At 60.7% G+C, this 13,791-nt stretch carries 12 protein-coding genes; 2 read left to right on the top strand and 10 right to left on the bottom strand.

What is annotated here, in order from left to right; translation table 11 throughout:
* Positions 1-106: 106 nt before the first annotated feature.
* The 7 genes from ACMYUN_RS15270 to ACMYUN_RS15240 all read right to left on the bottom strand — a co-directional run bounded on the left by ACMYUN_RS15270 (position 107) and on the right by ACMYUN_RS15240 (position 9,762).
* On the bottom strand, positions 107-1,060 hold the full coding sequence (locus tag ACMYUN_RS15270; RefSeq protein WP_415761049.1) for a response regulator: 954 nt from the start codon (positions 1,058-1,060) through the stop codon (positions 107-109).
* Positions 1,061-1,237: 177 nt separating this feature from the next.
* Positions 1,238-1,999 (bottom strand): phosphate signaling complex protein PhoU, encoded by a 762-nt coding sequence (gene phoU, locus ACMYUN_RS15265; protein WP_039757305.1) that lies wholly within the window; start codon positions 1,997-1,999, stop codon positions 1,238-1,240.
* A 111-nt stretch (positions 2,000-2,110) separates the two neighbouring features.
* Positions 2,111-2,944 carry a phosphate ABC transporter ATP-binding protein PstB gene (pstB, locus tag ACMYUN_RS15260; protein ID WP_016772482.1) on the bottom strand — a complete coding sequence of 278 codons (834 nt, stop codon included), beginning with the start codon at positions 2,942-2,944 and terminating at the stop codon, positions 2,111-2,113.
* A gap of 94 nt (positions 2,945-3,038) precedes the next feature.
* Complete coding sequence (gene pstA / locus ACMYUN_RS15255; protein WP_129997970.1) at positions 3,039-4,709, bottom strand: phosphate ABC transporter permease PstA; 1,671 nt, start codon at positions 4,707-4,709, stop codon at positions 3,039-3,041.
* Between the two features lie 16 nt (positions 4,710-4,725).
* Positions 4,726-6,759, bottom strand: a complete 2,034-nt coding sequence (locus tag ACMYUN_RS15250) for an ABC transporter permease subunit (protein ID WP_200890451.1) — start codon at positions 6,757-6,759, stop codon at positions 4,726-4,728.
* Between the two features lie 472 nt (positions 6,760-7,231).
* Positions 7,232-8,230 (bottom strand): phosphate ABC transporter substrate-binding protein PstS, encoded by a 999-nt coding sequence (locus tag ACMYUN_RS15245; RefSeq protein ID WP_038359380.1) that lies wholly within the window; start codon positions 8,228-8,230, stop codon positions 7,232-7,234.
* A 233-nt stretch (positions 8,231-8,463) separates the two neighbouring features.
* Positions 8,464-9,762, bottom strand: coding sequence for an MFS transporter (locus tag ACMYUN_RS15240; protein WP_039757299.1), 1,299 nt, complete (start codon positions 9,760-9,762; stop codon positions 8,464-8,466).
* 377 nt (positions 9,763-10,139) lie between these two features.
* Here ACMYUN_RS15240 and ACMYUN_RS15235 point away from each other — a divergent pair, with 377 nt between their 5' ends.
* Together ACMYUN_RS15235 and ACMYUN_RS15230 are read left to right on the top strand one after the other, a co-directional pair.
* Entirely contained in the window at positions 10,140-10,544 is a 405-nt protein-coding gene (locus ACMYUN_RS15235) for an acyl-CoA thioesterase (protein ID WP_003229628.1), read from the top strand.
* A 57-nt stretch (positions 10,545-10,601) separates the two neighbouring features.
* Positions 10,602-11,501 (top strand): D-hexose-6-phosphate mutarotase, encoded by a 900-nt coding sequence (locus ACMYUN_RS15230; protein ID WP_415761048.1) that lies wholly within the window; start codon positions 10,602-10,604, stop codon positions 11,499-11,501.
* A gap of 213 nt (positions 11,502-11,714) precedes the next feature.
* Here the strand turns inward: ACMYUN_RS15230 and ACMYUN_RS15225 are convergent, their stop codons facing one another.
* The 3 genes from ACMYUN_RS15225 to ACMYUN_RS15215 all read right to left on the bottom strand — a co-directional run bounded on the left by ACMYUN_RS15225 (position 11,715) and on the right by ACMYUN_RS15215 (position 13,784).
* Positions 11,715-12,251, bottom strand: coding sequence for a DUF3299 domain-containing protein (locus tag ACMYUN_RS15225; protein ID WP_016772476.1), 537 nt, complete (start codon positions 12,249-12,251; stop codon positions 11,715-11,717).
* 93 nt (positions 12,252-12,344) lie between these two features.
* Positions 12,345-12,590 carry a GlsB/YeaQ/YmgE family stress response membrane protein gene (locus ACMYUN_RS15220; RefSeq protein ID WP_039757291.1) on the bottom strand — a complete coding sequence of 82 codons (246 nt, stop codon included), beginning with the start codon at positions 12,588-12,590 and terminating at the stop codon, positions 12,345-12,347.
* A 111-nt stretch (positions 12,591-12,701) separates the two neighbouring features.
* Positions 12,702-13,784 (bottom strand): 5-(carboxyamino)imidazole ribonucleotide synthase, encoded by a 1,083-nt coding sequence (locus tag ACMYUN_RS15215; protein ID WP_039757289.1) that lies wholly within the window; start codon positions 13,782-13,784, stop codon positions 12,702-12,704.
* Positions 13,785-13,791: the final 7 nt, after the last annotated feature.

The raw sequence follows: 13,791 nt of genomic DNA, 5'->3' as shown, positions 1-13,791 counted from the left end.
GGTGTTTTGGCTGGCCCCTTCGCGAGCAGGCTCGCTCCCACATTTGGAATGCGTTCCAAGGTGGGAGCGAGCCTGCTCGCGAAGGCGGCCTATCAGGCGATGAAGATCACGCGCCGGGTACGAAGTGCTTCTGCGCCGTGCCACGAGCGATCAGGCGCGAGATGTAGTCGAGCTTCTGCGCGTCCTGGTCGACGAAGCGGAAGGTCAGTTGCAGCCAGTCGCTGTCGGCTTTCTGCTCGTGGGCGACGATGGCGTGCAGGTAACCGTTGAGGCGCGCAATCTCGGCGTTGTCGCCCTGCTCAAGATCAAGCACAGCGCTGTCGAGGATCTGCGGCAGGGTCTCGGTGCGTTTCACTACCAGCAGCGCCTCCTTGATGCTCAAGGCCTTGATCACGCATTGCTGAGTACCGCTTGGAAGGCGCAACTGGCCCTGACCGCGACCGCCCACCGGCGCCTTGGATGCACCGGGTGCCTGAACTGGTGGGCTGTTGAGCAAACCGCGCGATGGCGCAGCGGCTGCCGCAGCTGCAGCGGCAGGCTTGGCAAACGGGTTGGCCGCCGAAGCAGCCGGAGCACCACCGACCACGGCAGGCTTGCCGCCGGTCAGTGCGCTCAGCGAGTCGTTGCCGAACGCCGAATTCATCTTGGTCGGCGCGCTGTTCATCAGGGTGTCGAGCTTGCCGACCTTGTTCAGTGCCTGCTTGACCTTGGTCAGCAGTTGCTCGTTGGTGAACGGCTTGCTGACGTAGCCGGAAACGCCGGCCTGAATCGCCTGCACGACGTTTTCCTTGTCGCCACGGCTGGTGACCATGACGAACGGCATGGTCTTGAGGTTGTCCTGCTCGCGGCACCAGGTCAGCAGTTCGAGGCCGGACATTTCCGGCATCTCCCAGTCACACAGCACCAGGTCAAAAGCCTCTTTGGCCAGCATGGCCTGGGCCTTTTTGCCGTTGATGGCGTCCTCGGTGCGGATTCCCGGGAAGTAATTACGCAGGCACTTTTTCACCAGGTCACGAATGAACGAAGCATCGTCCACGACCAACACACTGATCTTGCTCATCCAACACCCCTATTAAAATCCCGGCAAGCATAACGCTGGCTGATGGCACATTGCCAAAACTCTTCAGTCACGCCGGGACTTTTCGTTCGCGGGTGCTGCTTTTTAATTCGATCTGCCTTGTGTAAAGCGCAAACAAAAACGCCCGGCCAGAGGGCCGGGCGCTTTTCTCAGGCAATCTTACTTATCGTCAGCTTCGCCCGGAACATTAGCGGTTTCAGTGCTTGTGCCTTCAACTTCTTCCTTCATGCGCTTGAGGCCCATGTGGCGCACGTCGGTGCCGCGCACCAGGTAGATCACCAGTTCGGAGATGTTGCGCGCATGATCGCCGATGCGCTCCAGCGAACGCAGGACCCAGATGATGCTCAACACCCGCGAGATCGAGCGCGGATCTTCCATCATGTAGGTGGCCAGCTCACGCAAGGCGGTTTTGTATTCGCGGTCGATGATCTTGTCGTACTGCGCCACCGACAACGCCAGATCGGCATCGAAACGGGCGAAGGCGTCCAGCGCATCGCGGACCATGTTGCGCACCTGGTCGCCAATATGACGAACCTCGACGTAACCGCGCGGCGCTTCACCTTCTTCGCACAACTGGATGGCACGGCGGGCGATCTTGGTCGCTTCGTCGCCGATGCGCTCAAGGTCGATCACCGACTTGGAAATGCTGATGATCAAACGCAGGTCGGACGCCGCCGGCTGACGACGGGCGAGAATACGCAGGCATTCTTCGTCGATGTTGCGTTCCATCTGGTTGATCTGGTCGTCGATCTCACGCACCTGCTGAGCCAGGCCGGAGTCGGCCTCGATCAGCGCCGTGACCGCGTCGTTGACCTGCTTCTCGACCAGCCCGCCCATGGCCAGCAGGTGGCTGCGCACTTCTTCCAGTTCGGCGTTGAACTGCGCGGAAATGTGATGGGTTAAACCTTCCTTCGAAATCATGATTTGCTCCGCAAAAGCCATGAGCTGCAAGCTACAAGCTGCAAGCTGATTTGTGTCGTACTCGAACCGCTCTTTCTTGCCGCTTGAAACTTGCGGCTTGCAGCTGTTCGATCAGCCATAACGACCGGTGATGTAGTCTTCGGTCTGCTTCTTCGCCGGATTGGTGAACAGGGTATCGGTGTCGCCGAATTCCACCAGTTTGCCCATGTACATGAACGCGGTGTAGTCGGACACCCGTGCCGCCTGTTGCATGTTGTGGGTAACAATGACGATGGTGAACTTGGACTTCAGCTCGTAGATCAGCTCCTCGACTTTCAGCGTCGAGATCGGGTCGAGAGCCGAGCACGGTTCGTCGAGCAGCAGTACTTCCGGCTCGACCGCGATGGTGCGCGCGATCACCAGACGCTGTTGCTGACCGCCGGAAAGGCCGAGGGCCGAGTCGTGCAGGCGGTCTTTGACCTCGTCCCACAATGCCGCGCCTTTCAACGCCCATTCAACGGCTTCGTCGAGGATGCGCTTCTTGTTGATGCCCTGGATGCGCAGGCCATAGACCACGTTTTCGTAGATGGTCTTCGGGAACGGGTTGGGCTTCTGGAACACCATGCCGACGCGACGACGCAGCTCGGCCACGTCTTCGCCCTTGCGATAGATGTTGTTGCCGTACAGGTTGATCGCGCCCTCGACACGGCAGCCGTCGACCAGATCGTTCATCCGGTTGAAGGTACGCAGCAGCGTCGACTTGCCGCAGCCGGACGGGCCGATGAACGCAGTCACACGCTGCTTGGGGATGTTCATGCTGACGTCGAACAGTGCCTGTTTTTCGCCGTAGTACAGGCTCAGGCCCGGCACTTCGATGGCGACGGTTTCCTGCGCCAGGTCCAGGCTCTGCTTGTCGCGGCCCAGGGCAGACATGTTGATGCCGTGGCTGTGTGTTTCGTGCTGCATGGGGTCTCACTCCGTTCGTAGCTGCAAGCTTCTAGCTGCAAGCTGCAAGTTTGAGCAAAAGCGGCTTGTAGCTTGCCGCTTGTGGCTAATGGCTTTAGCTGTCCAGTGCTTTGTATTTTTCGCGCAGGTGGTTGCGGATATACACCGCCGACAGGTTCAGCGTCGCGATCACCAGCACCAGCAGCAGCGCGGTGGCGTACACCAGCGGGCGGGCTGCTTCGACGTTGGGGCTCTGGAAGCCGACGTCATAAATGTGGAAGCCCAGGTGCATGATCTTCTGGTCCAGGTGCAGATACGGGTAGTTGCCGTCCACCGGCAGCGACGGCGCCAGTTTCACCACACCCACCAGCATCAAAGGCGCCACTTCACCGGCGGCACGCGCCACAGCGAGGATCATGCCGGTCATCATCGCCGGGCTGGCCATCGGGATAACGATCTTCCACAGCGTTTCCGCCTTGGTCGCGCCCAGGGCCAACGAACCTTCACGCACGGTGCGCGGGATGCGCGCCAGACCTTCTTCGGTCGCCACGATCACCACCGGCACGGCCAGCAACGCCAAGGTCAGCGAGGCCCAGAGCAGGCCCGGGGTACCGAAGGTCGGCGCCGGCAGTGCTTCAGGGAAGAACAAGCGGTCCACCGAACCACCGAGGACGTAAACGAAGAAACCCAGACCGAATACGCCGTAAACGATCGCCGGTACGCCGGCGAGGTTGTTCACCGCAATGCGGATCACCCGGGTCAGGGTGTTCTGCTTGGCATATTCACGCAGGTACACCGCCGCCAGCACGCCGAACGGGGTGACGATCATCGCCATGATCAGGGTCATCATCACGGTGCCGAAGATCGCCGGGAAAATCCCGCCTTCGGTGTTCGCTTCACGCGGGTCGTCGGAGAGGAATTCCCAGATTTTGCTGAAGTAGAAACCGAGTTTGGTCAGTGTGCTCATCGCGTTCGGCTGGTAGGCGTGAACCACTTTGCCCAGACCGATTTCGATTTCCTTGCCGTTGGCATCGCGAGCAGTCAGTGCGTCGCGGTTGAACTGCGCATGCAGATCAGCCAGACGTGCTTCGATGTCCTGATAGCGCGCGTTCAGCTCGGCGCGCTCGGATTCCATGTCCGCTTGTGCGGTGGCGTCGAGTTTGCCTTCCAGCTCCAGCTTGCGGCCGTGCAGACGGATGCGTTCGAGGCCGGCGTTGATCGCGCCGATGTCGGTTTTTTCCAACGACTTCAGTTGCGCAGCGAGGCCGTTCACACGATCAATGCGCGCCTGCAGCTCAGGCCATGCGGCCTCGCCCTCCGCGATGACCTTGCCGTCCTGTTTGACGTTGACCAGGTAGCCGTAGAAGTTACCCCACTCACGACGCTCGATCGCCATCAACTCCGGCGGCGTGGTCTGGTTGGTCAGCCACTCGCCGACGATCCAGGTGAAGTCGTTGCCGTTCAGGTCACGGTTGCCGACCTTGATCAGCTCGCGAGTCATGAACTCCGGACCCTCGTCCGGCACCGGCAAACCGGCACTCTTCAGACGCGCGCGCGGCACTTCTTCTTTCTGTACCACTTCGCCGATCACCAGGTGATTGGCCTGGCCCGGTACGTCGTAGTGAGCGTGGATCAGGTCCGCCGGCCAGAAGTGACCGAGACCGCGCACGGCAATCACCGCCAACAGGCCAATGGTCATGATGACCGCGATGGACACCGCGCCACCGCTGATCCAGACGCCCGGGGCGCCGCTCTTGAACCATCCTTTCAGGGAGTTCTGTTTCACAGACTTCTACCTTTGCTTAAAGCGACGAGTATTTCTTGCGCAGACGCTGACGAATCAGTTCTGCCAGGGTGTTCATGACGAAGGTGAACAACAGCAGCACCAGCGCCGAGAGGAACAGCACGCGGTAGTGGCTGCCGCCGACTTCCGACTCGGGCATTTCCACCGCGACGTTGGCGGCCAGGGTGCGCAGGCCTTCGAACAGGTTCATCTCCATGACCGGGGTATTGCCGGTGGCCATCAGCACGATCATGGTTTCGCCGACCGCACGGCCCATGCCGATCATCAGCGCCGAGAAGATGCCCGGGCTGGCCGTCAGGATCACCACGCGAGTCATGGTCTGCCATGGCGTCGCACCCAGGGCCAGCGAACCCAGGGTCAGGCCGCGCGGCACGCTGAACACGGCGTCTTCAGCGATCGAGTAGATGTTCGGGATCACCGCAAAACCCATGGCCAGACCGACCACCAGAGCGTTGCGCTGGTCGTAGGTGATGCCCAGGTCGTGGGAGATCCACATGCGCATGTCGCCGCCGAAGAACCAGTTCTCCATGAACGGGCTCATGTACAGCGACAGCCAGCCCACAAACAGGATCACCGGAATCAGCAGCGCACTTTCCCAGCCATCCGGGACTTTCAGGCGGATCGATTCAGGCAGGCGACTGAAGGTGAAACCGGCCACCAGAATGCCGATCGGCAGCAACATCAGCAGGCTGAAGATGCCCGGCAAATGGCCCTCGACATACGGCGCAAGGAACAGGCCGGCGAAGAAACCGAGGATCACCGTCGGCATCGCTTCCATCAGCTCGATCACCGGTTTGACCTTGCGGCGCATGCCTGGAGCCATGAAATACGCGGTGTAGATCGCTGCCGCAACGGCCAGTGGCGCGGCCAGCAGCATCGCGTAGAACGCAGCTTTCAGGGTGCCGAAGGTCAGTGGCGACAGGCTCAGTTTCGGTTCGAAATCGGTGTTGGCCGCGGTCGATTGCCAGACGTACTTAGGCTCGTCGTAGTTCTCGTACCAGACCTTGCTCCACAACGCGCTCCACGAGACTTCCGGGTGCGGGTTGTCGAGCAGCAGCGGTTGCAGCTTGCCGCCGGCTTCGACGATCACGCGGTTGGCGCGCGGCGACAGACCGAACAGACCCTGGCCTTCAACCACCTGATCGACCAGCAAAGTGCGGTGCGCGGTGCTGTGGAACACGCCGAGCTTGCCGCTGGCATCCAGGGCGAGGAAGCCTTTGCGGCGCTCTTCGGCAGCGATTTCAACGATCGGCGTGGTGCCCATCTGGAAGGTGCGGATCTGCTTCAGGCGCAGCTCGCCATCGGTGTCACGGGCCATGAACCACTGCGCCAGACCACCCTTGGAGTCACCGACGATCAGCGAAATGCCACCGACCAGTTGCGTGGTGGCAGTGACTTCGGCGTCAGCATTTTCCAGCAACTTGTAACGCCCGTTGAGGCTCTTGTCGCGCAGGCTGAACACGTCGGCCTGGGCACGCCCGTTGACTACATACAGCCACTGCTGGCGCGGGTCGACGAAGATGTTTTTCACAGGCTCGGTCATCTGCGGCAGATCAATACGCTTCTGCTCGTTGGTGACTTCGCCGGTCATCATGTTTTCTTCGCTGGTCAGCGACAGCACATTGAGTTGCGAGCCAGTGGAGCCAACCAGCATCAGTGTCGAATCAGTGGCGTTGAGGCTGACATGTTCCAGCGCACCGCCGCTCTCGTTCAGCGCAATCGGCGCCTCGCCGTACGGGTATTCGATGGCCGGGCTGATGGTTTTCTTACCGTCCGGGTAGCTGACTTTATAGGTATGACGGAACACCAGCGCCTGACCGTTGGACAAGCCCACGGCCACCAGCGGATGACCCGGCTGGTCTTCGCCAATGGACGTTACGCTGGCACCGGCCGGCAATGGCAGATCGACGCGCTTCAATTCAGCGCCACTGTCGATATCAAAAAACAGCGCCTGGCCCTTGTCGGAGACGCGCATGGCCACCTGATTCTGCTCTTCGAGCGAGATCATCAGCGGCTTGCCGGCGTCCTGCATCCAGGCCGGGGTGATCGAGTCTTTCGCAGTCAGGTCAGCGCCTTGAAACAACGGCGCGACGACGTAAGCGAGGAAAAAGAAAATCAGGGTGATGGCCGCGAGCACCGCCAGGCCGCCGACGAGGACGTACCAACGGGTGAAGCGATCCTTGAGCGCACGAATACGGCGCTTGCGTTGCAGCTCAGGCGTATTGAAATCAATGCGCTTGGGAGGGGAAGTCGTAGTCATTGGGGAATTGGCCAGATCATTCATGCGCACACCCTAGCGATCCTGTATGACAGAAAGATGACAATGCAGTGACGCAGCAAATCCGCCAGCCGGAAGTCCGGCAGCGGAGTCGAAAATTTGGTGGTTGCAGGAGCGCGTCTGTTCGCCAAAGCGTCGGGTCAGTCACATTTATGCTGCATGTGACCACCCCTTCGCGAGCAGGCTCGCTCCCACAGGAGTCCGGCTTCAGGCCGGCCTCAGGGTGTTACTTCTTGGCGACTGCGCCGCCTTCCTGCAGACCGAGGTCAGCCAGTGCTTTGGCAGCAACCTTGGCTGGCAGCGGGATGTAGCCGTCTTTCACTACCACTTCCTGGCCCTGTTTCGACAGCACCAGCTTCACGAACTCGGCTTCCAGCGGGGCCAGAGGCTTGTTCGGGGCTTTGTTGACGTAAACGTAGAGGAAGCGCGACAGCGGATACTTGCCGTTCAGGGCGTTTTCTTCGGTGTCTTCGATAAAGTCAGTGCTGCCTTTCTTGGCCAGCGGTACGGTTTTCACGCTGGCGGTCTTGTAACCGATGCCCGAGTAACCGATGCCGTTGAGCGAGGAGCTGATCGACTGCACTACCGACGCCGAACCTGGTTGTTCGTTGACGTTAGGCTTGTAGTCGCCTTTGCACAGGGCTTCTTCCTTGAAGTAGCCGTAGGTGCCGGATACCGAGTTGCGGCCGAACAGTTGCACTGGCTTGTTGGCCAGATCGCCGGTCACACCCAGGTCGCCCCAGGTTTTCACGTCGGCCTTGGCGCCGCACAGACGGGTCGACGAGAAGATCGCATCAACCTGTTCCATGGTCAGGTGCTGGATCGGGTTGTCCTTGTGCACGAACACGGCCAGGGCATCCACGGCAACCGGGATGGCGGTTGGCTTGTAGCCGTATTTCTGCTCGAAGGCCGCCAGTTCGGTGTCCTTCATCTTGCGGCTCATCGGGCCCAGGTTAGAGGTGCCTTCGGTCAGCGCAGGTGGCGCGGTAGCCGAACCTGCAGCCTGAATCTGGATGTTGACGTTCGGGTATTCTTTTTTGTAGTTCTCAGCCCACAGGGTCATGAGGTTGGCCAGGGTATCGGAACCGACGCTGGACAGGTTGCCCGACACACCAGTGGTCTTGGTGTAGCTCGGGATAGCAGGGTCAACAGCGGCGAACGCGTTGGCAGTCGCAACGCCAGCAGCGACAAAAGTCATTGCCGCCATCAAACGCTTCAGTTTCATGCCTTACTCCTAGCAGATAGGGTGTGTTAAGTCGGGGCCAAGTATCAGCAGGCCATGTGAACACTCTATGGCTGAAATATGACAATTGGATGAAAGGCCAGTATGTCGCGACAGATCGTTCCCACGCTCCGCGTGGGAATGCCGCCAGGGACGCTCCGCGTCCGCTTCGAGAGGTGACGCAGAGCGTCACGGGATGCATTCCCACGCAGAGCGTGGGAACGATCAGCCGTTAATCAGCGGCCGTTTTTCCAGAGCCACGCACCGACCACCATCCCCACGCCGCACAACACCGCTACATAGTAAGCCGGCCCCATCGCGCTTTCCTTGAGCAGCAGGCTCACCACCATCGGCGTCAGGCCACCGAAGATTGCGTACGCAACGTTGTAGGAGAACGACAGCCCACTGAAACGCACCACCGGCGGGAACGCCTTGACCATCACGTACGGCACTGCGCCGATGGTGCCGACCAGCAGACCAGTCAGCGCGTACAGCGGGAACAGCCAGTCCGGATGATCGGCGAGGCTGTGGTAGAAGGTCCACGAGCTGATCAGCAGGCCCAGGCAACCGAACACGAATACCCGACCGGCGCCGAAGCGGTCGGCCAATGCGCCGGCACCAATGCAGCCGAGGCTGAGGAACACGATGGCCAGGCTGTTGGCTTGCAAGGCTGTGGTTGGCGAAAAGTGGTAGACCGTTTGCAGCACGGTCGGCGTCATCAGAATCACCACGACAACACCGGCCGACAGCAACCAGGTCAGCAGCATCGAAATGGCAATGGCGCCGCGATGATCACGCAGCACTGCGCGCAGCGGCACTTCTTCGGCCAGTGCCTTGCGCAGTTGCAGCTCAGCGAACACCGGTGTCTCGTGCAGCCAGCGGCGCAGGTACACCGAGAACAGGCCGAACACGCCGCCGAGGAGGAACGGGATCCGCCAGGCGTAATCCGCCACTTCGGCTGGCGTATAAATGCTGTTGATCGCCGTGGCGACCAGCGAGCCGAGGAGGATGCCGGCAGTCAGGCCGCTGGTGAGGGTGCCGCAGGCGTAGCCGATGTGCTTTTGCGGTACGTGTTCGGAAACGAAGACCCACGCCCCCGGCACTTCACCGCCAATCGCCGCGCCCTGGATCACCCGCATGAGCAGCAACAGGATCGGCGCCCAGATGCCGATCTGCGCGTAGGTCGGCAGCAGGCCCATGATCAGCGTCGGCACGGCCATCATGAAAATGCTCAGGGTGAACATCTTCTTGCGCCCCAGCAGGTCACCGAAGTGCGCCATGACGATGCCGCCCAACGGCCGCGCCAGATAGCCCGCAGCAAAGATGCCGAAGGTCTGCATCAAGCGCAGCCACTCGGGCATGTCGGCAGGAAAGAACAGTTTGCCGACGACGGTGGCGAAAAAGACGAAGATGATGAAATCGTAGAACTCCAGCGCCCCGCCGAGGGCGGACAGCGACAGAGTCTTGTAGTCATTGCGGGTCAACGGTCGTGCGGGTTGCTCGGGCTGCGCGAGGCTCGAAGGCGCTGTGGTCATGGCAAGGGCTTCTCTTATAGTCGAATCTGTCGCCACAACAACGCTGGCGGTGGCTCGGACAGGTTCGGCACCATAGCAAATTGTTCGAAAAAGCACATAGAGGCGCGTAATTGACGGTCGAAATCAGAACCGGGTGGTCGTCGCGGGGTCTATCGACCGATATACTCGCCACCTGCGCAGGATTTGTAAGAGGTTACTGTGCGAAAACGTTGTTGGCCCGTCCTTTGCTCGGGATTTAGCCTTTTTCGCAGAGTTTCCCTTTAGGCGCCTGATGGAAAACGTGACGAACGCAGTGTGTTCGGTGTTGAATCGTTTTTCTTGAAGACGGCTACCACCCGCAATACCCACGAAGAGTCACGGGTCAGAGGCCCCTCGGCATGATAGAGCTCGAACAAGAAGATCCGATCCCACAGGGCGACCTGGCCCTGCAAATCACCGCCCTTCCGCGCGAAACCAACGGCTTCGGCGATATTTTCGGCGGCTGGCTGGTCGCGCAGATGGATCTGGCCGGCACCGCGATGGCCAGCCGCGTTGCCGGCGGTCGCGTCGCCACTGTCGCCATTGACCGCATGGCGTTTCTCGTCCCGGTCGCGGTCGGCGCGCAGCTGTCCTTTTATACCCAGACCCTGGAAATCGGCCGCAGCTCGATCCAGATGATGGTCGAAGTGTGGAGCGATGACCCACTGTCCAGCGAATGGCGCAAGGTCACCGAAGCGGTTTTCGTCTTCGTCGCCATCGACGGCAGCGGTCGCACCCGTTCGGTGCCACCACGCGCGCGTTAAACCTCGCCGCCGTTTTGCGGTCGATAGTCGTCCCCAGTGTCTGATCGAGAGTTGCCCATGAACACGCCCAACGTTGAAGCCGTCAAACAGGATGAACTGAACTGCTGGCGCATCCGCCACGGCAAGGCCGAAGTGCTGGTGGCCCAGCAAGGCGCGCACATCCTCAGTTATCAGATCGACGGCCAGCCGCCGATCATCTGGCTCAACGACAAGGCCGAGTTCAAGACCGGCAAAAGCATCCGCGCCGGTGTGCCGGTGTGCTGGCCGTGGTTCGGCAAGTTCGAACGCAACCCGCACAGCGTGCAGGCCATGTACACCGGCGAGCAACCGGCGCCCGCGCACGGTCTGGTGCGGGCGATGGATTGGCAGTTGGGCAACATTGAATCAGAGGCTGATGGTATCAAGGTCGAGTTCAAGCTGCCCTACCCGGAAGGTGGCCTGCCGGGCTGGCCCCACGAGGTCGATCTGACCCTGACCCTGCATCTGGCGGAGCAACTGCATTACAGCCTGACCAGCCATAACCGGGGCACTGACAGCGTCACGCTGAGTCAGGCGCTGCACACCTATTTCGCCGTCAGTGATGTGCGTAACGTGCACGTTGATGGTGTCGCCGGGCTGGATTACATCGAGACCCTGGATGACTGGAATACAGCCAGCCAGAGCGGCGATCTGCATTTCAGCGGCGAGACCGACCGCATCTACCTCGACGTTCCGCGGCAATTGAACATCGTTGATCCGACGTGGGAACGACGCATTGTGCTGACCTCCACCGGCTCGCGCACGGCGGTGATCTGGAACCCATGGATCGACCGCGCCGCCGCCCTGCCGGACATGGACGACGACGGCTGGCAGCGCATGCTGTGCATCGAAACGGCGAATGTGATGGATGACCTGGTCACACTGGCGCCGGGGGCGAGCCATACCATGGGTGTCAGCGTAGCTGCTACGCCGCTCTAAGCTCTAGCACCATACAAAAGGGCAAAGAGCCCTGTGGCGAGGGGATTTATCCCCGCTGGGTCGCGCAGCGGCCCCCGCTTTTTCTAAATCAAAAGCTGGGGGCCTGCTGCGCAGTCCAGCGGGGATAAATCCCCTCGCCACAGATAAATCCCTTCACCACAGATAAATCCCCTCACCAAAAAGGCTCGCTCCCAAATTTATGTGCGGCGCGCCTTAGAGGTCAGCCTCCTGCACCACCCGCACCTTCTCTGCCTCCAGCGCATACGCCGCGTCCGCCAGGTCATTGCTGACCTTCTCGATTTTCAGCGTGCCGGTCACCCACAGCGGCGTGTAGATGTCGTCCAGCTTCAAGCCCTTGGGATATCGCACCAGCACCAGTTGATTCGGCGGCGGTGGCGGCACGTGGATGCAGGCGCCCGGATACGGCACGAGGAAGAACAACGTGCTGCGCCCCTTGGCATCGGACTCCAGCGGCACCGGGTAACCACCGATGCGGATGTGTTTGTCATTCATCGACGCCACGGTTTTTGTCGAATACATCACCGCTGGCAGACCTTTGGCCTGCTTCATCCCGCCCTTCTCGGTGAAGGTGCCGGTGGCTTCGGGCGAGTTGTGATCGATTTCAGGCATGGCCTCAAGGGCCTTTTGATCCGACTTGGGCATCAGTTCCAGCCAGTCGGTTTCCGGCAGTTCGCCGGCGTGGGCGAGATAGCTGCCCAGCAAGAGGAGAGTCAACAGAAGACGGCGCATGAAGGTGCTCGGCAGGCAAAGGAATGGACGGTGAGTCGCCGCGCATTCTAGCCCTCCCGACCGCGATGGCCGAGAGGGCTTTGTCGCTTTCGATCAGTTCTTTTTGATCAGACCGTAGATCACCAGCAACACGATCGCGCCGACCAGTGCGCCAAGGAAACCTGCGCCCTCGCCTGCCTGATAGATGCCCAGAGCCTGGCCGCCGTAGGTGGCCGCCAGCGAACCGCCGATACCGAGCAGGATGGTCATGATCCAGCCCATGCTGTCATCGCCCGGTTTCAGGAACCGAGCCAGCAGGCCGACGATCAAGCCGATAAAGATGGTTCCGATAATTCCCATGGCATTTCCCTCTGATTTGGTAGATATGCCAAAGCCTAGACAGACTTTGGCATCCTGCCATGAGAGAACGGCGGCCCCTGAATGGTTCCGCCGCTGCCACATGAAACTGTTTTACTCGGCGATCAGCGCTTCGACCTTGATGATCTGCGCCTGCAGCGTGGCCATGTCGGCGCAGCGCAGGTTGGCGTGGCCGACCTTGCGTCCGGCCTTGAAGGCTTTGCCGTAGTGATGCAGATGGCAGTCTTCGATGGCGATGACTTTCTCAACCGGCGGTACCACGCCGATGAAGTTGAGCATCGCGCTCTCGCCGACCTTGGCGGTCGAACCCAGCGGCAGGCCGGCCACGGCACGCAGGTGGTTTTCGAATTGACTGCACTCGGCGCCTTCGGTGGTCCAGTGCCCGGAGTTGTGCACGCGCGGGGCGATTTCGTTGGCTTTCAGGCCACCGTCGACTTCGAAGAACTCGAAAGCCATCACGCCGACGTAGTCGAGATGTTTGAGCACGCGACTGGAATAATCTTCGGCCAGTGCCTGCAACGGGTGATCGGTGCTGGCTACCGACAGCTTGAGAATGCCGCTGTCGTGGGTGTTGTGCACCAGTGGGTAGAACTTCGTTTCGCCATCGCGGGCACGCACGGCGATCAGCGACACTTCACCGGTGAACGGCACGAAGCCTTCCAACAGGCAGGCAACGCTGCCCAGCTCGGCGAACGTACCGGCAACCTCTTCCGGCTTGCGCAGGACTTTCTGGCCCTTGCCGTCATAACCCAGGGTGCGGGTTTTCAGCACGGCCGGCAGGCCGATCGAAGCGACGGCGGCGTCCAGGTCGGCTTGCGACTGGATGTCGGCGAAGGCCGGGGTCGGAATGCCGAGGTCCTTGAACATGCTCTTTTCGAACCAGCGGTCACGAGCGATGCGCAGGGCTTCGGCGCTCGGGTAGACCGGCACGAATTGCGAGAGAAACGCCACGGTTTCGGCCGGAACGCTTTCGAATTCGAAGGTCACCAGATCGACTTCATCGGCCAGCTGGCGCAGATGCTCCTGATCGCCGTAATCGGCCCGCAGGTGTTCGCCCAGCGCGGCCGCACAGGCGTCCGGCGCAGGGTCGAGAAAAGCGAAGTTCATCCCCAGCGGAGTGCCCGCCAGAGCCAACATGCGACCCAACTGGCCGCCACCGATTACACCGATCTTCATCTCAACA

This window comes from Pseudomonas sp. CP4 (genome assembly GCF_047758505.1).
Lineage (GTDB): Bacteria > Pseudomonadota > Gammaproteobacteria > Pseudomonadales > Pseudomonadaceae > Aquipseudomonas > Aquipseudomonas fluorescens_AO.
This window is presented reverse-complemented; position numbering and strand designations above follow the sequence as displayed.